The 20,717-nt window shown below is 64.5% G+C and carries 19 protein-coding genes; 7 read left to right on the top strand and 12 right to left on the bottom strand.

From position 1 onward, the window contains the following. Nucleotides 1-11: 11 nt before the first annotated feature. Complete coding sequence (locus tag BM222_RS31485) at nucleotides 12-710, bottom strand: ribonuclease activity regulator RraA (protein ID WP_036012452.1); 699 nt, start codon at nucleotides 708-710, stop codon at nucleotides 12-14. A gap of 232 nt (nucleotides 711-942) precedes the next feature. On the opposite strand from BM222_RS31485, the gene pxpB reads away from it, so the two are divergent. Genes pxpB through BM222_RS31470 form a run of 3 tightly spaced genes read left to right on the top strand, consistent with a single transcriptional unit; the run spans nucleotide 943 to nucleotide 3,507 of the window. Beyond that, nucleotides 943-1,674, top strand: coding sequence for a 5-oxoprolinase subunit PxpB (gene pxpB, locus BM222_RS31480; protein ID WP_092237150.1), 732 nt, complete (start codon nucleotides 943-945; stop codon nucleotides 1,672-1,674). Next, entirely contained in the window at nucleotides 1,671-2,708 is a 1,038-nt protein-coding gene (locus BM222_RS31475) for a 5-oxoprolinase subunit C family protein (protein WP_092237147.1), read from the top strand. Before pxpB ends, BM222_RS31475 begins: the two co-directional genes overlap by 4 nt. Before the next feature lie 28 nt (nucleotides 2,709-2,736). Beyond that, nucleotides 2,737-3,507, top strand: a complete 771-nt coding sequence (locus tag BM222_RS31470; protein ID WP_092237142.1) for a LamB/YcsF family protein — start codon at nucleotides 2,737-2,739, stop codon at nucleotides 3,505-3,507. A 358-nt stretch (nucleotides 3,508-3,865) separates the two neighbouring features. Here the strand turns inward: BM222_RS31470 and BM222_RS31460 are convergent, their stop codons facing one another. The 5 genes from BM222_RS31460 to BM222_RS31440 form a co-directional block, all read right to left on the bottom strand. After that, nucleotides 3,866-5,479 (bottom strand): sulfite reductase subunit alpha, encoded by a 1,614-nt coding sequence (locus BM222_RS31460; RefSeq protein ID WP_092237137.1) that lies wholly within the window; start codon nucleotides 5,477-5,479, stop codon nucleotides 3,866-3,868. Continuing rightward, nucleotides 5,476-7,272: a NirA family protein gene (locus BM222_RS31455; protein ID WP_177243580.1), complete on the bottom strand. Its 1,797-nt coding sequence runs from the start codon at nucleotides 7,270-7,272 to the stop codon at nucleotides 5,476-5,478. Before BM222_RS31455 ends, BM222_RS31460 begins: the two co-directional genes overlap by 4 nt. A 13-nt stretch (nucleotides 7,273-7,285) precedes the next feature. After that, nucleotides 7,286-8,116, bottom strand: a complete 831-nt coding sequence (locus tag BM222_RS31450; RefSeq protein ID WP_092237131.1) for a formate/nitrite transporter family protein — start codon at nucleotides 8,114-8,116, stop codon at nucleotides 7,286-7,288. Nucleotides 8,117-8,465: 349 nt separating this feature from the next. Then, nucleotides 8,466-9,629, bottom strand: a complete 1,164-nt coding sequence (locus BM222_RS31445; RefSeq protein WP_092237128.1) for a CmpA/NrtA family ABC transporter substrate-binding protein — start codon at nucleotides 9,627-9,629, stop codon at nucleotides 8,466-8,468. Continuing rightward, nucleotides 9,626-10,216 (bottom strand): ANTAR domain-containing response regulator, encoded by a 591-nt coding sequence (locus BM222_RS31440; protein ID WP_092237125.1) that lies wholly within the window; start codon nucleotides 10,214-10,216, stop codon nucleotides 9,626-9,628. The genes BM222_RS31445 and BM222_RS31440 overlap by 4 nt, the downstream gene beginning before the upstream one ends. A gap of 111 nt (nucleotides 10,217-10,327) precedes the next feature. Here BM222_RS31440 and rimO point away from each other — a divergent pair, with 111 nt between their 5' ends. Next, complete coding sequence (rimO, locus tag BM222_RS31435; RefSeq protein ID WP_092237122.1) at nucleotides 10,328-11,653, top strand: 30S ribosomal protein S12 methylthiotransferase RimO; 1,326 nt, start codon at nucleotides 10,328-10,330, stop codon at nucleotides 11,651-11,653. A 127-nt stretch (nucleotides 11,654-11,780) separates the two neighbouring features. Here rimO and BM222_RS31430 read toward each other — a convergent pair whose 3' ends face one another. Next, the gene (locus BM222_RS31430) at nucleotides 11,781-12,716 is read right to left on the bottom strand and encodes a hypothetical protein (RefSeq protein WP_177243579.1); all 936 of its coding nucleotides are present in this window, start codon (nucleotides 12,714-12,716) and stop codon (nucleotides 11,781-11,783) included. 373 nt (nucleotides 12,717-13,089) lie between these two features. On the opposite strand from BM222_RS31430, the gene BM222_RS31425 reads away from it, so the two are divergent. After that, nucleotides 13,090-14,286, top strand: a complete 1,197-nt coding sequence (locus BM222_RS31425; RefSeq protein ID WP_092237116.1) for an acetylornithine transaminase — start codon at nucleotides 13,090-13,092, stop codon at nucleotides 14,284-14,286. A gap of 85 nt (nucleotides 14,287-14,371) precedes the next feature. On the opposite strand, the gene BM222_RS31420 is transcribed toward BM222_RS31425, so the two are convergent. From BM222_RS31420 to pcsA, 3 genes are all read right to left on the bottom strand, one after another. Further along, a complete protein-coding gene (locus BM222_RS31420; RefSeq protein WP_092237113.1) occupies nucleotides 14,372-15,346 on the bottom strand; it encodes a quinone oxidoreductase family protein in 975 nt (324 codons plus the stop codon). 76 nt (nucleotides 15,347-15,422) lie between these two features. Beyond that, nucleotides 15,423-16,148, bottom strand: a complete 726-nt coding sequence (locus BM222_RS31415; RefSeq protein WP_092237110.1) for a TerC family protein — start codon at nucleotides 16,146-16,148, stop codon at nucleotides 15,423-15,425. Continuing rightward, entirely contained in the window at nucleotides 16,145-16,870 is a 726-nt protein-coding gene (pcsA, locus tag BM222_RS31410) for a phosphatidylcholine synthase (RefSeq protein ID WP_502690962.1), read from the bottom strand. The genes BM222_RS31415 and pcsA overlap by 4 nt, the downstream gene beginning before the upstream one ends. A 139-nt stretch (nucleotides 16,871-17,009) precedes the next feature. Between pcsA and BM222_RS31405 the strand changes: the two genes are divergently transcribed. Next, a complete protein-coding gene (locus tag BM222_RS31405; protein WP_092237104.1) occupies nucleotides 17,010-18,194 on the top strand; it encodes a UbiH/UbiF family hydroxylase in 1,185 nt (394 codons plus the stop codon). A gap of 3 nt (nucleotides 18,195-18,197) precedes the next feature. Here the strand turns inward: BM222_RS31405 and BM222_RS31400 are convergent, their stop codons facing one another. Further along, the gene (locus tag BM222_RS31400) at nucleotides 18,198-19,151 is read right to left on the bottom strand and encodes an AEC family transporter (protein ID WP_092237101.1); all 954 of its coding nucleotides are present in this window, start codon (nucleotides 19,149-19,151) and stop codon (nucleotides 18,198-18,200) included. Between the two features lie 106 nt (nucleotides 19,152-19,257). Here BM222_RS31400 and hspQ point away from each other — a divergent pair, with 106 nt between their 5' ends. Then, entirely contained in the window at nucleotides 19,258-19,590 is a 333-nt protein-coding gene (hspQ, locus tag BM222_RS31395) for a heat shock protein HspQ (protein ID WP_018317973.1), read from the top strand. An 86-nt stretch (nucleotides 19,591-19,676) separates the two neighbouring features. Here hspQ and BM222_RS31390 read toward each other — a convergent pair whose 3' ends face one another. Further along, nucleotides 19,677-20,492: an invasion associated locus B family protein gene (locus tag BM222_RS31390; protein ID WP_092237098.1), complete on the bottom strand. Its 816-nt coding sequence runs from the start codon at nucleotides 20,490-20,492 to the stop codon at nucleotides 19,677-19,679. Nucleotides 20,493-20,717: the final 225 nt, after the last annotated feature.

Here is a 20,717-nt window from a genome sequence, read left to right as displayed (position 1 = left end):
CTCGTTTCCTGTTACTTCTTGCTGGCGGCGTAGCGCGCCTTGGTCTCGGCATTCATGGGATAGAGGCCCGGCAGCACTGCGCCGTTGTTCACCTCGTTGACGATCCAGGCTTCCATGCGCTCCTGCTCGACGCCCTCATTGAGCACGTGATCGAGCATCGCCTGCGGGATCAGAACGCAGCCGTCCTGGTCGGCGACGACGATGTCGTTCGGGAACACGGCGACACCGCCGCAGCCAATCGGCTCACCCCAGCCGACGAAAGTGAGACCCGCAACCGACGGCGGCGCGGCATAGCCGTCGCACCAGACCGGCAAATTGGTGCCGAGCACGCCCTCGACGTCCCGCACCACGCCATCGGTGACGAGCGCGGTGACGCCGCGCTTGACCATGCGGGCGCAGAGGATGTCGCCGAAGATGCCGGCGTCGGTGATGCCCATGGCGTCGACCACGGCGATGCAGCCTTCCGGCATCGCCTCGATCGCGGTGCGGGTCGAGATCGGCGACGACCAGGATTCCGGCGTCGCCAGATCCTCGCGCGCCGGCACGAAGCGCAGCGTGAAAGCCGGTCCGACCAGCCGCGGCAGCCCCGGGCGCAGCGGACGCGCACCGCGCATCCAGACATTCCGCAGGCCCTTCTTCAGCAGGACCGTGGTGATGGTGGCGGTGGTGATGCCGGCGAGGGTCTTGCGGGCTTCGGGGGACAGCGACATGGATTAGAACGAGCTCCGAGGTTCGGGAAAGAACGCGCGCATCTTGCGAGCCGGGGCCTCGCCGTCAAGGGCCAAGAATGCGGCCCTGCTGGCCATTATGCGCCGCAATAACAAGGCTTTATCGCCAACCCCGACATTAATTTATTGGACTTGCGGACGCATTTACGCGAAGCAAAGGCATTGCGGAACTCAAGGCTGAGCCCGCTTTTCTCAAGACCGATTTCGAGAGGTCATGGCCGCGAAGCTCCCCCCGCCCCGCCTCCTGCCCAGTGGCGACAGTGCCGTCACCGTCGAGTTCAGGCGCACCATCGACGATGCCGCCAATGAGCGCGTGCTCGCGCTCGACAAGGCGCTCGCGGCAAGCCCCATCGCGGGCATCTCCGAGACGATCCCGACCTATCGCTCGCTGCTGGTGCATTACGATCCCGGCAAGATCGGCTTTGAGGCGCTCGGCGAAAAGATCCTTGCGATCGCCTGCCGACCGCTGCCGCCGGCAAGCAAGACGCGGCGCTGGCGCATACCCGTCGCCTATGGCGGCGAGCACGGTATCGACCTCGAGGATGTCGCGAAGGCGCTGAACACCACGCCCGACGATATCGTCGCCCGTCACGTCGGCGGCGACTATCGCGTCGCCATGATCGGCTTCACGCCGGGTTGGTCCTATCTCAGTGGCCTGGACAAATCCCTGCACATGTCGCGACGCCAAAGCCCCCGGCTCCTCACACCCGCAGGCACGATCTCGATCGGCGGCATCCAGGCCGGCATCCAGTGTCTGGCGGCGCCCAGCGGCTGGCACCTGCTCGGCCGCACGCCTGTGCGAACCTATCAACTCCACCGTAACCCGACCTTCCTCACCGAACCCGGCGATCGCGTGACTTTTTTCGCCATCGATCACAAGACGTTCGAGGAGCAGGATCGTGCCGCGGAAGCCGGCGAGATCATCGCGGAGCGGGTGGACCCATGAGCCGGCTCGTCGTCGCCAGCATCGGGCCTGCAAGCTCCGTCCAGGACGGCGGACGACACGGCGCGCAGCGCTATGGCCTGACGGTCAGCGGTGCGATGGACCAGTTAGCCCTGGCCGCCGCGAACACGCTTGTCGGCAATGAGCCGTTTGCGGCCGCGGTCGAGATCGGCCCGTTCGGCGCGACGTTCGCGGCCAGGGATGGCGCCGTGCGCGTCGCGATATCAGGTGCGCCACGCCCTGCGGACATTGCCGGGCGGCCCGTGGCCATGGACAGCTCAGTCACGCTGAAGGACGGCGAGACGCTCACGCTGGGCTTTGCCCGCGGCGGCGCCTTCACGTATCTCGCGATCGAAGGCGCCATCAAAGGCGAGCCGGTATTCGGCAGCCTCGCGGTGAATGCCCGCGCTGGCCTCGGCAGCCCCTACCCGCGCCCGCTCCAGGCCGGCGACGAGTTCTCGGTCGATGCTGCGAGCGCCACGCCGGAGTTGCGGATCGAATTGCCAAAGCCGGTGAGCGGCCCGATCCGCGTCGTGCTGGGTCCGCAGGACGACGAATTCGATGATGCCAACAAGGCGTTGTTCCTCGACAGCGAGTGGAAGGTCTCTGCGACGTCGGATCGCATGGGGTACCGGCTCGAAGGCCCCGCCATCAAGCATCTGCACGGCCACAACATCGTCTCCGACGGCACCGTCAACGGCAGCATCCAGGTGCCCGGCAACGGCGCGCCGATCGTGCTGATGATGGATCGCGGCACATCAGGCGGCTATCCCAAGATCGCAACCGTGATCACGGCCGATGTCGGCCGCCTCGCTCAGACTTCGGCGGGCACGGCGTTCCGCTTCAGGGCGGTCACCATCGCTGAGGCGCAGGACGAGGCGCGCAAGTTTCAACAGCTGATCCGCAGCCTACCCGATCGCTTGCGCTCTTCCGACACGGTCGAGCTCAACATCGAGGCGCTCAGCGATGCCAACGTCGCGGGCTATGCGGTGAGCGCCATGGATGCCGGGACCTGGCAGGTCGCGGCGGAGCCTTAGACAACAAAACCAAAGGCGGAGAGCAACCATGAAGACGATCGATCTCAATTGCGACCTCGGCGAAGGTTTTGGCGCGTGGGAGATGGGCAACGACGCCGCCATGATCGAGCTTGCAAGCTCGGTCAACATCGCCTGCGGCTTCCATGCCGGCGACCCCGACATCATGCGGCGGACGGTTGAGCTGGCGAAAGCGCGCGGCGTCTCGGTCGGCGCACATCCTGGCTATCGCGACCTGCACGGTTTTGGCCGGCATCCGATCGCGGGACTCAGACCATCCGAAATCGAGAACCTCGTCGCCTACCAGATCGGCGCGCTGCAGGCGATCGCGACCGCGGCCGGCCACAAGGTGACGCATGTGAAGGCGCATGGCGCGCTGTCGAACGTCGCCTGCGAGGACGACATGACGGCCAAGGCGATTGCCGCCGGCATCAGGGCGGTCGATCCCAGCCTGATCTTCGTCGTGCTCGCCAATTCGAAACTGGTGAAGGCAGGCGAAGACGCCAACCTGCCGATGGTGCACGAGGTCTTCGCCGACCGCGCCTATGAGGACGACGGCAATCTCGTCTCGCGCAAGAAGCCAGGCGCGGTGCTGCACGATGCCAAGGCGATCGCGGAGCGGGTGGTGCGCATGGTGCAGGATGGCGCGGTGGTCTCAGTCACCGGCAAGGTCATCAAGATGCGCACGGATACGGTGTGCATCCATGGCGACACGCACGGGGCCGTCGACATCGCACGCGGCTTGCGGCAGGCGTTGAAGGATGCGGGGATCGAGGTCGCGCCGTTCAAGCGCGGGGCGTGATCAGAACGGGTGCACCGACAGCGTGCCGAAGACCAAAACCGCGATGATCGCGCACGCGCCATAGATCCCGATGTGATGCACGCTTGCCGCGGGTCTGCGCGAGAGCGAACGCGCATAGAGGTGAAGCCTGGCTTCCGCCGACAATTCCCGGAGGGTCGATTTCCAACGCAGCATGCGGTGAGTATGAACGATCGAGCACGACGACTGTAAGATCATTGTGCAAATAGCGATGGAAGCGCCTTTCAGCGCTGTTTCGCAGTAGAAAATTTTCTGTATACGCAAGTTCCAGGAATATTATTCGTTAAAGTTCAAGGGTGATGGAACCGGTTCCAGTTCCATCGTCCCGAGACGGCGCCGCTCAATACACGTCGGCCTGGAAGCGGCCCTTCTTCTTGAGATCGGCGACGAAGCTGACCGCCTCGTCGGTCGAACGCGCGCCGAACTGGGCGACGATGTCGACCAGCGCACGCTCGACGTCCTTGGCCATGCGCTTGGCATCGCCGCAGATATAGAGATGCGCGCCTTCGGCGAGCCACGTCCAGAGCTCGCGGCCGAGCTCACGCATGCGGTCCTGCACGTAAAACTTCTTCTCGCCATCGCGCGACCAGGCCAGCGACAGCCGCGTCAGAAGCCCCGAGGTCTTCATCGCGTTCAGCTCGTCGCGGTAGAAGAAGTCGCAGTCGCTGCGCTGATGGCCGAAGAACAGCCAGTTCTTGCCCTGCGCGCCGGTGGCCTTGCGGTCGAGCAGGAAGGCACGGAACGGCGCGATACCGGTGCCCGGGCCGATCATGATCACAGGAATCTTCGGATCCTGCGGCAGACCGAAACCATGCGCCTTCTGCACATAGACCTTCAGCTTGTCGCCCTCCTTGATGCGCTCGCCGAGGAAGGTCGAGGCGACCCCGAGCCGTTTGCGCTTGCCGATGACGTAACGCACGGAATCGACCGTCAGCGACAGCTTGCCGGGTGTGGCATTGTGCGACGACGAGATCGAGTAGAGCCGCGGCTGCAGCGGCTCCAACGCCTCGACGAAGGCCTCGGGATGCGGCCGCGTGCCGGAAAACTTCTGCAGCGCCGCCATCACGTCGAGCGTTGCGGCATCGCCGTCGGGATCCTCGCCCTGCGCCAGCGCCCTCGCTTTCTCGCGCTGCGCGCCGCCGGTGATGAAGGACAGCAGCTCGAACAGCTTGTCGGGCGCGGGTGACAGCGAGACATCTTCCACCAGCGCCTCGCGCAGCGTCTTGTTGTTGACCTTGGTGGTGTGGGAGGCACCGAGCAGGGCGATGATCTGGTCGACGAGGCCGAGATCGTTGCGCGCGAACACGCCAAAGCTGTCGCCGACGACATAATCGAGCTTGCTCTCGGAGAGATCGAACTCGACGTGATAGGTCTCCTTCTCGGAGCCGGCCTTGTTGAGCAGGCGCCGCGACACGAAGGTGGCTTCAGCCGGATTTTCACGGGTGCGACCGAGCTCGGCCTTCGCCTCCGGCGCAGCTGGTGCACTCGCGGCCGCAGCCATCCCTGCCGCAGGCTTCGCAGCCGGTGCCTTGTCGATCTCCTCGAACAGCTGCTTGAGCATCCGCGCCGTCTCCTTGCCGCCGGGGGCGCAGAGGTTGAGGCGGGCTTCGCTCTTGTTGGCGATCGAGTCGGAATAATCGGCGCAATTGTAACCGCACTGGCCGCAATCCTGCTGCGCCATCGCCGCCATCATGCGGCGGCGGAGCGGACGTCCCTCGGCCAGCTTCATGCGGTCGGCGATCGGCATCGCCGGATCATGCCAGGGCGCCTCCCCGTCGTCGCCATCGCCCTGCGGCGCCAGCACGGCGCCGTTCTCGGCCGGCGACAGCGGCGTCGAGCCGTCGAGACCGAACATGCCGACGAGAAATCCGTTCAGCCAAAGGCGCTGGCCATCGGTGAACGGTGCATTCGCCGGAATGATCTCGATCTTGGGAGGCACGGTCATCTGGGTCATGCTGCTACTTCCGCTTCGGCCAGTTTGCGCAAGGCTTCGCCGTCATGGCGACGGGAAAAGGTCAGGAACGTCTCTTCGGGTGAGGTCCGCTTGGCGAGATAGGCCTTTAAAAGCCCCTCGACCCTCTTCGGCACATCCTCGGCCTTCACGTCATGAAACACCTCCTGCCCGATATCGGCATCGGGACCGAAGCCGCCGCCCGTGAACAGGTGATAGCCCTCGACCTGGTCATCCTCGCTCGCACCCGGGACCTTGGCCGCGATCAGACCGATGTCAGAGATGTAGTGCTGGGCACACGAGTGATGGCAGCCGGTCAGATGGATGTTGAGCGGCGTGTCCAGATTGACGTGTTCGTCGCACCAGTCGCCGATCGCGGCGGCATGGCGCTTGGTGTCGGAAGCCGCGAACTTGCAGCCGGCGTTGCCGGTGCAGGCGATCAGGCCGGCGCGGACGTTCGAGACTTGCGTCGCGAGGCCAAGCTTCTCGACCGCGGCGGTGACGAGCGCAACGCTCTCGTCACGCACGCCTGAGATCAGGAGGTTCTGCCAGACCGTCAGGCGGATATCGCCGTCACCGAGCTCCTGCGAAATCTTGGCGAGCCCGCGCATCTGCTCGCTGGTGAGCTTGCCGACCGGCAGCGCCACGCCGACCCAGTTGAGGCCGGCCTGCTTCTGCTTGTGTACGCCGATATGGGCCATGCGGTCGGACAGCGGCCGCGGTGCCAGCGCTTCCGCCGGCACGCGCGCGAACGGCTTCTTGAGGCGCTCCTCGACCAGCTTGAGGAAACCGTCGTGGCCCATGGTGTCGAGCACGTATTTCAGCCGCGCCTTGTTGCGGTTGGTGCGGTCGCCGTGCTCGATGAAGACGCGCACGATGGCATCGGCCACAGCGGTCGCGTCCTCGGGGCGAACGACGATGCCCGAATACTTCGCAAAATCCTTGTGGCCGGTGATGCCGCCGAGGCCGAGCTTGAACCACACACCCGGCTCGACGCCGTGGCCGTCCTTCACCTCGACCGCCGTGAAAGCGATGTCGTTGGTTTCCTCCAGCGCGGCGATCTTGCCGGCACCGTCGAAGGCAACGTTGAATTTGCGCGGCAGGCCGAACAGCGAGCGGTCGTTGAGGATGTGATAGTGCCATTCGCGCGCATAGGGGCGGGTGTCGAGCAGCTCCTGAGGATCGATGCCCGCCGTCGGCGTGCCCGTGACGTTGCGAATGTTGTCCGCGCCGGCACCACGCGAGCAGAGGCCGACGTCCTGCACGGCCTCGATCAGCTTGACCGCGTTCTTCGGCTCGATCTCGCGGATCTGGAAGTTCGCCCGGGTGGTGACGTGGGTATAGCCGCCGCCGCAGCTTTCGGCGATGTCGGCAAGGCCCGACATCTGCCAGTGCTTCAGAATGCCGTTGGGAATGCGCAGACGCGCCATGTACGAGGTCTGCGCCGGCGCGACCCAGAAGATGCCGTAATAGCGCCAGCGGAAATTGTCCGCCGGCGTCGGATTGGCATTGTTGCGCGCCTGGTCCTTCAGCCGCTCATAGGCATCGAAGGGATGCATCTCGCGCTTGAACTTCTCCTGGTCGGCGAGCTTCTTGCCCGCCGCCGTGAGCTTGTCCTGCGCCTTGATCGCCGCAGCGTCCGGGCCTGATGGTTCGGACGGTGTGGCTGCCGCGGGCGCACCGCGGGCGGCAAAGGCGCGGCCGACACGTCCGACCTGCATGCCGGACATGAAGCCTTCGAGATAGCGCTTCTGCTCGTCGGAGAAATCGGCCGTGGGTGCTGTATCGAGTTTCATGAGCTGAATGGACCTACTCTGCTGCCTGGACCGCGACCTGCGCCACTTCGGCCGCGGGCTTTGCGGGCTTGTACGTCGTGTAGAGCGCGAGACCGGTGAAGACGAAGCCGCCGACGAGATTGCCCAGGGTCACCGGGATCTGATTCCACAGCCACCAATCCGAGAGGCTGACCTTGGCGCCCAGCAGCATGCCGGTCGGGATGATGAACATGTTGACGACGGCGTGCTCGTAGCCGAGCGCGAAGAACAGGAAGATCGGCAGCCAGGTCGCCGCGATCTTGCCGACCGTGGCGGTCGAGGTCATCGCCATGACGACACCGAGACAGACCAGCCAGTTGCAGAGCATCGCCTTGACGAAGACGGAGACCATGCCGGCGGTGCCGATCGCCGCGTTGCCGATGGTCTTGGCTTCGGCGACAGCAACGATCTTCGCGGCGACGCCGGCAACCTCGACCTTGCCCATGTTCGTGAGCGAGATCGCGATCAGTCCACCGACGGCGATGCTCCCGAGGAGGTTGGCGACGAACACCCAGGACCAGTTGGCGATGACCGCATTCCAGCTCGCCTTGCCTTCGAGACGCGCGAGCGGCACGATCGCGAAGCTGCCGGTGACGAGCTCGAGGCCGAGCAGCACGATCATCACCAGGCTGACGGGAAAGATCAGCGCGCCGACGATAGGCTGTCCCGTCGTGACCGCGCCGGTCAGGGCCAGGGTCGTGGCAGCGCCCAGCAATGCGCCGGAGATCGCGCCGCGGATCATGATGTCGCGCGGGGCAAGTGCCAGCTTCTTCAGGCTGGCATCGACCATCGAGGCCACGACATCAGAGGGTTTCGCGTAATCCATATCGAAGCTCCAGCTTGCCGCGCGCGGGCGGCGTCAACGGGTGAAACGGACGTTGATCGCAGGGGAGCCGGTTGGAAGCGCACACGCGCCTCGCCGGAGCCCGGAGCGATCCGATCAGCCTCGTTGCTGCGGAAATCCACGATGGACCTGAGCCGCCGGCGTCCATGCCGGGAGGCTGGGCTTCCTCTATTCAAGGAGTGTGCCAACGCAGCATAGGCAGTAAAGCCCTATGAAATCAGAGGTTATGCTTTTGTGCGGCGCATGAAGTGGATCAAGGTTCATGCTGCTTCGGGCGGCAATAGCCCAAATATTAGGCTTCGAATCAATCTGATTAATTTCTAAGCAGGCCTTAGAAAGCCGACCGGCCGACCTCGAACGAGGCGAGATATCCGGCAAGATCGCTGGGATCAAACGCCGGTCCGGCAAAAGCGCTGAAGGGGGCGCTGGCCTGCCCCTCTCCCACCCGCCCGACCGCGGCGTCGTAGAGATCCGGCCGGAACACGGCCATCGCGGTTTTGAGCGCTTCCGGGCTGAGGGCTGTCTGCCCCCAGCGGACCATCTGCGCGTAGAGCCAGGCGGCCTGAACCGGATCCGGACGCCCTGCCCCTTCACGCCCGACCAGGAGATAACGGCCGCTCTCGCGCACCGCGCCATCGGGCGAGGTCTTCAGCCGCCCGGTGAGCGAGCGCTGGATGACGTCGGCATCGACACCGATCCGCTCAGGTTGCGCCAGGATCTGCGCTACCTCGGCGAGGTTCGCGGGCTGCTCGATGAACTCGGCGCCCTTGACCGCCGCACGCACCAGGCTTGCAACCACATCAGGATGCTTGTCGGACCAGACTTGGCGAACCGCCAGCACCTTCTCGGCCGCGCGTTCCAGGATGTCGGACACGAAATGCAGGATATGGCCGATGCCGAGATCGACCGCGACCGAATTCCAGGGCGCGCCGACGCAAAAGGCATCGACGTGACCGTTGGCGAGACTGTCGACCATATAGGGTGGCGGCAATACGACAAGGCGCACATCCTCGTCGGGATCGACGCCGGCCGCCGCCATCCAGAACCGCAGCTGGTAATTGTGGGTCGAGAACGGAAAGGTCATGCCGAATGTCAGCGGTTCGGCGCCCGCCTTGCGCCTGATGGCCACAACCCTCGCCAGCGCCTTCGCGGTCGTGAGTGGATCGAAGCGATCGCCATCGATCTCCTCGATCAGGGCGGCGTGCAACGAAGGCGACACCGTGATCGCGTTGCCGTTGATTCCCAGGTTGAAGGGCGCCGCGATCGGCACCTTGACGTGACCGAGCCCGAGCGAGGACGCAATCGCCACGGGAGCCAGCAGATGCGCGGCGTCGAACAGGCCGATGTTCAGCTTGTCGCGGACGTTGGACCAGGACACCTCGCGCACCAGCTCGACGTCGAGCCCCTCGGCCGCGGTAAATCCCCTGTCGACGGCGACGATCAGGGCGGCGGCGTCGACCAGTGGAATGAACCCGATGCGGAGGGGCGCAGTCATTTCAGCATCTCCGATGCGGTGATGATCGACTGCGCGATCTCGCCGATTTTCTTCTTCTCGCGCATGGCCGTTGAACGCAGCAGCACATAGGCCTCGTCCTCGGTGAGGCCCTTGACCTTCATCAGGATGCCCTTTGCCTTCTCGATGATCTTACGGTCCTCGAGCTGCGACTTGGTGCGCTCCAGCTCCTCCTGAAGTTTTGCGAAGGCGTTGAAGCGCGACACGCAGAGGTCGAGGATCGGCTTGATGCGCTCCTTCTTCAGCCCGTCGACGATGTAGGCGGACACCCCTGCCTCCACGGAAGCCTGAATCGAGGACGTATCGCTCTGGTCGACGAACATCGCAATAGGCCGCTTCACGGCGCGGCTGACCTGGAACATGGCCTCCAGCACATCGCGGCTGGGGTTCTCGAGATCGATCAGGATGATGTCGGGGTCCACCGCATAAATACGGGCCAGCAGGCTCTGCATCTCGCGGATATGGACGATCTCAGTGAAACCGGCCTCCCGCAATCCGTCCTCGAGGATCGCGGCCCGGACCGGGCTTTCGTCGACGATCACGATTTTGGGCGACTGTTCGGCGCTCATGGCTCACTCACGGCAGGCGATTCATCCATAGCACGCCGGAACGCCCTGCAAAGGGTTGTAATTATGAGCAATTGGGACTAGCTCAAGCCTGTCAATCAGGCAGATTTGGATATGGATCAGACGGCTGCGCCCAAGGTCAGCTTCGTGTCACTCGGGTGTCCCAAGGCATTGGTGGATTCCGAGCGCATCATCACGCGCCTGCGCGCCGAGGGCTATGAGCTCGCGCGCAAGCATGACGGGGCCGATATCGTCATCGTCAACACCTGCGGCTTCCTCGACAGCGCCAAGCAGGAATCGCTGTCGGCGATCGGCGAGGCCATGGCCGAGAACGGCAAGGTGATCGTGACAGGCTGCATGGGCGCGGAGCCGGAAGCGATCGAGCAGGCCTATCCCGGCGTGCTCTCCATATCAGGTCCACAGCAGTACGAGAGCGTGCTCGATGCCGTGCATCGCGCGCTGCCGCCGGCGCACAATCCGCATCTCGACCTGGTACCGCCGCAGGGCATCAAGCTGACACCGCGCCACTACGCGTATCTCAAGATCTCCGAGGGCTGCAACAACCGTTGCACCTTCTGCATCATCCCGAAGCTGCGCGGCGACCTGGTCTCGCGCCCGGCCAATGACGTTTTGCGTGAAGCGGAGCGCCTGGTCGGCGCCGGCGTCAAGGAGCTGCTTGTTATTTCGCAGGACACCTCGGCCTACGGTATCGATCTCAAATATGCCGAGAGCCCGTGGAAGGACCGCCAGGTTCGCGCCAAATTTTTGGACCTCGCCCGCGAGCTCGGCGAACTCGGCGCCTGGGTGCGGCTGCAGTACGTCTACCCCTACCCGCATGTCGACGAGGTCATCGCGCTGATGAACGAGGGCAAGGTGCTGCCCTATCTCGACATCCCGTTCCAGCATGCGAGCCCCGAGGTGCTGAAGGCGATGAAGCGCCCGGCGGCGCAGGACAAGACGCTGGCACGCATCAAGCGCTGGCGTGAGGAATGTCCAGACCTCGCGTTGCGCTCGACCTTCATCGTCGGCTTCCCCGGCGAGACTGATTCCGATTTCGCCTATCTGCTGGACTGGCTCGATGAGGCCGAGATCGATCGCCTCGGCTGCTTCAAATACGAGCCCGTCGCAGGTGCCACGTCGAACGCGCTCGAAGGTGCCGTGCCCGCCGAGGTCAAGCAGGAGCGCTACAACGCGCTGATGGCGCGCCAGCAGAAGATTTCTGCGCGCAGGCTGAAGCGCAAGGTCGGCACGCGGCAGCAGATCATCATCGACGAGGTCGGTCCAACGGTGGCCAAGGGCCGCTCCAAGGCCGATGCGCCGGAAATCGACGGCGCGGTGTATCTCTCCAGCCGCCGCCCCTTGCGCGTCGGCGAGATCGTCACCGCGAAGATCGAGCGTGCGGACCAGTACGATCTGCACGGCAGCGTCGCGGGGTTCTGACGGCGTTCCGTTGTTGCGAGCGCAGCCATCAAGACCGAGGCTCCGCCTGCGATGCGTCCGCACCGCAAGCCTCGCACCTCAGGACCACTTTGCGCAGGGTTACGTCGTGATGGCGGCTGGGAGGCCGTCAGGCCAGCCATTTCGGCACCCAGCGCTCCGGGCGCGGTGCGCGGGCGAGATCGGCCTGGGCCTCGGCCAATAGCGCCGGCTCGCCGTTGATCGTTGGGCGAACGTCGTATTCGAAGTTCGGCATGACGCGGCCATCGGCATAGAGGCCGAATTTCATCGCGTACCACAACCCGAGCTCGGGCTGCGCCTTCCGCATCTCCTCGCGCAAATCACGCAGCAGGGATTCGATCGAGGCGGCTTCCTCGAACGGTTGCGGTCGGTGCGACAGCACGCGCGCCTCGTATTGCTTGCCCGATATCGCGACCTCGAACTGCGTTTTATCCCAGGGCTTCTTGCCCTTGGGCAGGTGCGCGGCCAGCCGCCAGCCGAGCTCGGCCATCAGGCGGTGGTTGGCCCAGTATTCCTCGCGATCCCTGCTCCACTTCTCGACGAAGCCGCGAAAGTCGGGAAGCTCGCCGTCCTCGCATGCAACGGGGTCGCCGGCCGGCCTTCGGGCGAGCCATTGTGCGAGCTCCACCGTCTGAGGCTCGACCTCGTCGTGCGGCCGCAAATCGTGCCAGGCCTTGTCGAATTGCAGCGACGTCAGTTTCGTCAGCAGCGCGTCGAGCGACGGTGCGAGCAGTTCGTAGTCGCCTTCCGAGCCCAGCCCGACGATCGGGGGATCGTCGCGGTCGAGTCCGGCGCCGTACCAGCCACCGACGGCCGAACCATCAGGCAAACGCATGAACAGCGCGAAGCGGTCGCGCAAGGGGCTGCCGTCGAAGATCGGCGCCTGGTCGGAGAACTGGCCCTGCAGCGAGAAGCAGCCGACGCTGCCCCAGGGCCGCCCGTTCAGCCAACCGGCGAAATCGAGCAGCAAGGGCGGCGCCTCGATGCCCGGCGGAAACGCGCCGCGTATGCTGTCGAGGTCGATCGGGTATGAGGTGTCGGACAAGGCTGAAAACTGTCTGGTTGGTCCCGCCCTTTTAGTCCCGACCGGCTTGCGTCCGGTTCGAACCAATTCGCTTCCTGCGATCACAAACGCGCTACGGGCTTTTTTGTTTCTGCTACAGTCAAATGATACGTCATCGCAATCCGCTTGACAGACCCTGCCCTTCGACTGTACGGACCCGCCCCATGACTATCTCCCGGACCCATCTGCGCCAGGCCATGCGTCGTCGCTCCCGCGACGATGATGGGTTGCGCCATGTCCGACGACGCCGCTGAACCAGTAAATTCAGCTTCAGTTTTCGAGAAGGCCGCACCCGCAAAGTGCGGCCTTCTTGCTTTTTGCGTTCCTTTTTCACCCCGCCCCAGAGGAGCCTGACATGACCACCGCCACCAATCCGTATGACGCGCTGATGGACATCACTGCACGGCCCACCGCCGTGTTCGTCCGCGGTGCCGGCTCATACCTCTGGGACGACAGCCGCAAGCGCTATCTCGATTTCGTGCAGGGCTGGGCCGTGAACTGCCTCGGCCACTCCCCGCCGGCGGTTGCGAATGCGCTCGCCTCGCAGGCCAAGCGGCTGCTGACGCCGAGCCCGGCCTTCTACAACGAGCCGAGCCTCGAGCTGGCGCAGGCGCTGGTCCGGACCAGCGCGTTCGATCACGTGTTCTTTGCCAATTGCGGCGCGGAGGCCAATGAGGGCGCGATCAAGCTCGCGCGCAAATATGGCAGCCTGCACAAGGGCGGCGCATTCGAGATCATTACCTTCGCAGGCGGTTTCCATGGACGGACGCTCGCGACGATGTCAGCTTCCGGCAAGAAGGCGTTCGAGCCGCTGTTCGAGCCGAAAGTATCCGGCTTCAAGAAGGCCGAGCTCAACGACATTGCCTCGGTCGAGAAGCTGATCAGCGACAACACGGTCGCTGTCATGCTCGAGCCGATCCAGGGCGAGTCAGGCGTGTGGCCCGCAACCGATCAGTTCCTGCAGGAGCTGCGCGCACTCACAGAGGCGCACGGCCTGCTGCTCATCTTCGACGAGATCCAGACCGGCATGGGCCGGACCGGAAAGCTCTTCCACTATGAGCACGCCGGAATTGCGCCCGATATCATGACGCTCGGCAAGGGCATCGGCGGCGGCGTGCCGCTCGCAGCGCTGCTTGCGACCGAACGCGCGTCCTGTTTCGAGCACGGCGATCAGGGCGGAACGTTCAACGGCAACCCCCTGATGTGCGCGGCGGGACTTGCGGTGCTTGATGAGGTCGGCAAGCCGGACTTCCTGAAGTCCGTCACCGACACCGGCCTGCTGCTCGAGAGCGAGTTGCAAAAAGTCTCGGCGCGGCACGGCCTCGGCGGCGTGCGCGGCCGCGGCCTGTTGCTGGCGCTCGATCTCAAGCTGCCGATCGCGCCCGGCATCGTCGCGCAGGCGTTCGAGGCCGGCGTCCTCCTCAACGCGCCGCAACTCGACACGCTGCGCTTCATGCCGGCGTTGAACGTCACGAGGGCAGAGATCGCCGAGATGATCGGCTGTCTCGACGAGATCTTGACCAAGGTCGGCGCGGCGAGACGTGTGGCGTGATTGCCGTCCTGTGCCCCGGCTCTGCGCCGCAACGCCAGCGGGTTGCAGCTTGTCCGGGACACGAGAGCGGATAGCGACGGACGACTTACGGCTTCAAAATCGAAGCTCCCGTCGTCTTGCGGCTTTCGAGATCGATGTGGGCCTTCGCCGCGTCCTTCAGCGCATAGGCGTGGTTGATCGGCACGTGCAGCTTGCCGTTGATGACGGCGGAGAACAGCGTGTCGGCGCCTTCCAGCAGCTCCCTGCGCGTGCCGATATAGTCGTTGAGCTTCGGCCGCGTCGCAAACAGCGAGCCGTGATTGTTCAGCTCCGCGATCGAGAACGGCGGCACGGGGCCCGAGGCATTGCCGAACGAGACGAACATGCCGCGCGGCTTCAAACACGACAGCGAACCCGGGAAGGTCGACTTGCCGACGCCGTCATAGACGACGTCGCAGCCCTCGTTGCGGCTGATTTGCTTGACGCGCGCGACGAAGTCTTCCTCGTTGTAGAGGATGACGTGGTCGCAGCCATTGGCTTCCGCGAGCTCGGCCTTCTCGCGCGAGCCGACCGTGCCGATGACGTGTGCCCCGAGCGCCCTGGCCCATTGGCAAGCCAGCAGACCAATGCCGCCCGCCGCGGCATGGATCAGCACCCGATGATGCGGCTCGACCTTGAAGGTCTTGTGCAGGAGATACCAGACGGTGAGGCCCTTGAGCATCAGCACGGCGCCCTGCTCGTGGGTGATGTGGTCGGGCAGCTTGACCAGCCTCTCCCATGGGATGTTGCGCTCGCTCGCATACGCGCCGAGATTGTGGTAGTAGGCGACGCGGTCGCCGGGATGGAAATGCGTCACGCCCGGCCCGACCGCGACGACCTCGCCCGAGGCCTCGTTGCCGGCGATGAACGGCAATCCCGGAGCCTTGTACAGGCCGGTGCGGTAATAGACGTCGATGAAGTTCAGGCCGACCGCATGCTGGCGGATGCGCACCTCGCCGGAGCCAGGCGCCGGGACGTCGACGCTCTCATAGACGAGGGCCTCGGGACCTCCGACCTTGTGCACACGGACCGCTTTGGTCATCACCTGACCTCCTCTTCTCGCCGCTCAAGCGAAAGACATAGCACCCGTCTTGTCAACTCGACCCCATCTGGAGCGGCTAGACGGGCTTCTTCTTGCGATTGCGCTTGGCCAGCACGTTGAAGAATTCCACGGCGGCCGAGAACGCAATTGCGAAATAGATGTAACCGCGCGGGATGTGGAATTTGAATCCGTCCGCAACCAGCGCAACGCCGATCAACACCAGAAATGCCAGCGCCAGCATCTTGGTGGTCGGATGCTCCGCGACGAATCGCGCCACCGGTCCCGATGAAATGTACATGATCAGGCAGGCGATCACGACGGCCGCGATCATGATCTCGAGGTCCTGCGCCATCCCGATCGCGGTGATGATCGAGTCCAGCGAGAACACGATGTCGATGATGATGATCTGGACGATCACCCAGAAGAAGGCACTGCCGCCGGACTTCTGATCGCCGCCGGAATCATCGGCCTCGACCTCGGCATGGATCTCGTGCGTCGCCTTCGCGATCAGGAACAGGCCGCCGCCGATCAGGATCAGGTCACGCCACGAAAAATCGTACCCCGAAAACGAGAACACCGGGGCGGTCAGGCCAATCAGCCGGACCAGCAGGCTGAGCAGGATGATGCGGAAGATCAGCGCCAGCGCCAGCCCGATCTGGCGCGTGCGATGGGCCTGAGGCTCCGGAATGCGCGAGACGATCACAGACAGGAAGATGACGTTGTCGATGCCGAGCACGATCTCGAGCGCGGTCAAGGTGAGCAGCGCGGCCCAGGCCTCGGGGCTGGTCAGCAAATGCATCACGCGAACGACCTCACCAGCCGGATCAAAGCGTCGCTGAAGACGATCCAGAGTGCGATCGCGCAGAGTGCGACGGTTACGCCGGTGCCCGCGCGAAAATCCATCTCCAGCGCATAGACCCCGAGCACCGCCCACAGCGCGATCAGCGACATCGTGAGCCAGCGCAGCCGTACGACGCGGACCGGATGCAGCACGTGGAACGGCACGAAGGTCAGCACCACCAGCGCTGCGACCAGCAGCGTCGAGGACAGCGGCGGCCAGTGCAGCAGGAACAAATAGAACGCCGCCGCATTCCACAGCGCCGGAAAGCCGCGAAAGTGATTGTCCTCGGCCTTCATGCGCAGATCGGCGAAATAGAGCGCGCCGGTCACGATGATGGCGATGCCGAGCAACGGTGCCGCGACCGGCAGCAGCATGCCGCTCGCAACAATCGCATAGGCCGGCACGAACACATAGGTGACGAAATCGACCACCAGGTCGAGCACGTCGCCCGACCAGTTCGGATGCACGACCTTGACGTTGAGCCTGCGTGCGATCGGTCCGTCGACGGCATCGATGATCAGCGCGACGCCCAGCCATCCGAACATCGCCGCCCAGTGCTCGCGCACGGCCTCGAGCATCGCCAGCAGCGCGATCGCTGCGCCGAAGGCGGTGAAGATGTGCACCGAGAATGCCGCGGCACGGATCGCGGGCGTCGGCTTGAGGGAATCCTCTTGGCTGTCCATCTTGGTGTCCATGGCTTCTGCTACCAGAACGCGACCGGTTTGCACATCCGCCGATGTGGCATCGGCCGCGCAATTCGTCATAAAATCAGGCAAAATAGGTGGGCTTGAATTTGCCGCAGGGCGTGTCACATGTCGTTCCATGACAGACGCATCGACACTCTTTGACGCGACCATCATCGGCGGTGGACCGGCGGGCCTCGCGGCCGCAATTGCGCTGGCGCAGGCCGGGGCGCGGACCGCGCTGGTGGCGCGGCACCTGCCCTATGCCGACAACAGGACCACCGCGCTGCTGGGTGCCTCCGTCGATCTGCTGGAGAGCCTCGACGTCTGGCCGCGCTGCAAGGACAAGGCCGCCGCACTCGAGGTGATGCGTCTCGTCGACGACACCAACAGGCTGATCCGTGCGCCGGAGGTCCGGTTCTCGTGCCATGAGATCGGGCGAGACGCCTTCGGCTACAACATCGACAACCGCTCGCTGATGCTGGCGCTCGAAGCGCGCGCGGCCGAGTTGCCGAATCTCGTTCGTTTTGACGACGAGGCCGAGAGCGTCGTGATCGAAGCTGATGATGTCGCCATCCGCACAGCGTCGGGACAATTCCTCTCGGCCCGGCTCGTGGTCGGCGCCGACGGCCGGCACTCGCTGTGCCGGGAGGCTGCCGGAATTGCCGTGACGCGACGCGACCTGACGCAGACGGCGCTGACCTTCAACGTCGGCCATAGCAGGCCGCATCGCAACGTCTCGACCGAGTTCCACACGCCGCATGGCCCCTGCGTGTTCGTTCCCCTGCCCGGCAACCGCTCCAGCGTCGTCTGGGTCTCGGCGCCCGCGGAAGCCGAGCGACTGCGCGGCTTGAGCGACGAGGAGCTCTCCACCGCGATCGAGAAGCAGTCGCATTCCATTCTCGGCCGGATGACCGTCGAGCCCGGCCGCAGCCTGTTCCCGCTGGCGATCGAACGTCCCCATTCCTTTGCTCGCGACCGCATCGCCCTGGTCGGCGAAGCCGCCCACGTGGTCCCCCCGATCGGCGCCCAGGGCCTCAATCTCGGTCTGCGGGATGCGGCTGACATCGCCAGACTCGCCGGCGAGGCCATCGCATCAGGCCATGACCCCGGCGCGGACGACGTGCTCAAGCGTTACGACCGCGCGCGGCGCCCGGACATTCTGAGCCGGACTTTTGCGATCGACATCGCCAACCGCTCGCTGCTCAACGATTTCCTGCCGCTGCAGCCGGTCCGCGCCGTCGGCATGCACCTGTTAGGTGCCATCGGCCCGCTCCGGCGCTTTGCCATGCGCGAGGGGCTCACGCCGACCTGGCGAAAGTAGCGTTTACGGAAACACCAGCCGGCCGGTCTGGAGCAGCCACATCACGCTGGTCAGCGTGATCACCGACGCGAACGTCCCGAGCAGCACTGCGACGGAGGCCGATTCGATCCAGGCATCGTTCTGGCGCGCAATCACGAACACATTCAGCGCCGGCGGCAGCGAGGCCATCAGGATGGCCGTGGCAGCCCAGGGCTGCGCGAAGGGGCCGAACGCCAGCATCAAGCCGAACGCCGCCAGCGGGTGGATCAGGAGTTTGACCGCGATCACGCCGGGCACTTCCCAAGGCACGCGGTCGAACGGGCGCAGCGCCACGGTCACGCCGAGCACGAACAGCGCCGTCGGGGCGGCCGCGTTCTGGAGGAAGGCGATGGTGCGATCGAGCGCGACCGGCAGCTCGATATGGGGCGCCGCCACGGCCGCGCCAAAACAAGCCGACATGATCAGCGGGTTGAGCACGATCTGCTTCAGCACGACGCCGAAGGCATGCAGGATCGAGGGATGTTCGCGGTCTGACAGCTCGATCAAGAGCGGCACGATCGTGAACAGGAAGATGCTGTCGCAGCAGAAGATCAGCGCTGTCGGCGCCGAGGCCTTCGGCCCGAGCACGGCCAGCGCCAGACCCGGCCCCATATAGCCGATATTGCCGTAGCCGCCGGAGAGTCCTGCGAGCGTCGCCTCCCGGAGCGTCAGGCCGCCGAGCAGCTTGCCGACCGCCAGCGCCAGGGCGAACGCGGTGACGGTGGACAGCGTGGTTGCGACCAGGAACGGCGGGTTATTCAATTCCGAAAACGGCGTCTTCGACATGATCGCGAACAGCAGCGCCGGCAGCGATACGTAGAGCAGGAAGAAGTTCATCCAGGCCAGCCCCGATTCCGGCAGCGACTTGGCCTTCCCGCAGGCGAAACCGACGAAGATCAAGCCGAAATAAGGTAGCGCTAGATTGAGGATAGCAACCATAGATAAAGGTTTTTCTGAAGATTTTGAAGCTATCTGCCCCGCACCCGCGGGTGAATTCCAGATCAGGCCACTAGCATCGGCCACAATCCTGGTCTATCGACGGGGGATGATTAAAGCGCGGACCGCCAAATTCCAGATCGGCCAGGTCGTTCGCCACCGGATCTTCTCGTTCCGGGGGGTGATTTTCGACATCGATCCGGAATTCAACAACACCGAAGAGTGGTGGCTGTCGATCCCCGAGGAAGTACGGCCCCACAAGGACCAGCCGTTCTATCATCTGCTCGCGGAGAACGCGGAATCTGAGTACGTCGCCTACGTCTCCGAGCAGAACCTGCTGCCCGACGAATCAGGCGAACCGATCCGCCATTCCCAGGTCGCCGAGATCTTCATCAAGAACAAGGATGGCGGCTACCGCCCGCGCAATCCCTCGCTGAACTAGCTAGAACACCTGGCCAATAAAACACCTGGGCAACAAAAAAGGCGCTCGAACCAAGCGCCTTTTTCATGTCAGGGATTTGAGCCCGATTACTTCTGGGCCGCCGGCGCTGCACCGGGTGTACCCGGCGCTCCGCCCTGCTGCTCGAGCTTCTTGCGCTGCTCTTCAGCCTTCTTCTGAAGCTCTTCCTGGAGCTTCTTCTGGGTTTCCTCGAACACCTTCGGATCGGTCGGCGGACCGTCATAGGCTTTCTGGAATTCGCCGGCGAGCGGCAGCGGCAGGGTCAGCGGCGCACCGTTGGCGTTGATCGCCTGCACCACGAGGTTCTGGCCCTTCTTCATGTTGTTGATGAGTTCGGGCGTCGCCTCGTAGTCGGACATGCAGCCGTTCTGGAAGCAGATCACATACGGGCTCTGCAGCGGCGGGTTGTTGTCGACGATGATGCGGGTGCCGTGCACGAGCTGCATGCCGAGCGGCAGCGTCACGCGCAGGATCTTCTTCGGCTCGCCTTCGGGCTCGATGATGACGGCGGCGATGACCGGCTGACCCGATTCGATGCGGCCGTCCTTGCCGGTGAAGCAAACCTGCTTGGCATTGGCGTCCTGGCCCTTCAGGCAGAACTTGGTCCAGGGAGCGTAGATCAGCTGGATCTGCTGATCCGCGGGCGGAGCGCCCTGCGCCGCTGGCGCGCCCTGCTGGGCCGGAGCCTGCTGGGCCTGGGGAGCCGGCGCGGGCGCCGGGGCCGGAGCCTTGGGGGCCGCCTTTGGTGCGGCCTTGGCTTTCGGCGCGGCCGGTGGAGGGGTCTGGGCTTCGGCGGCAAACGGAATGACCAATGCCGTCGCCGTCAACAGAGCGAGAACTCGCCCGCGCGGTCGGACGGACGCGGCCAAATAACGGAAATTCATTGCAGAAAACCCTTTCTGAACGGGAATTGCCCGAACCGCTCCGATGCACCGAACCAAGCCGCCTTGGGCGCGGCTCTCTCCCCGTCAATTGAGGCAGATAAGTGACGGGCTCGGCGCTCTTGCGCGATTGCGTGCCTTCATAACGTGGTCGACGAAAAGATCAATGCCGACAAGCGTCTTTGGCCACATCCAGGCCGGCGCCCAGTGAAATCCCTGTGATAGGAT

Origin of the sequence: Bradyrhizobium sp. Gha, assembly GCF_900113735.1 — a bacterium.
Classification (GTDB): domain Bacteria; phylum Pseudomonadota; class Alphaproteobacteria; order Rhizobiales; family Xanthobacteraceae; genus Bradyrhizobium.
This window is presented reverse-complemented; position numbering and strand designations above follow the sequence as displayed.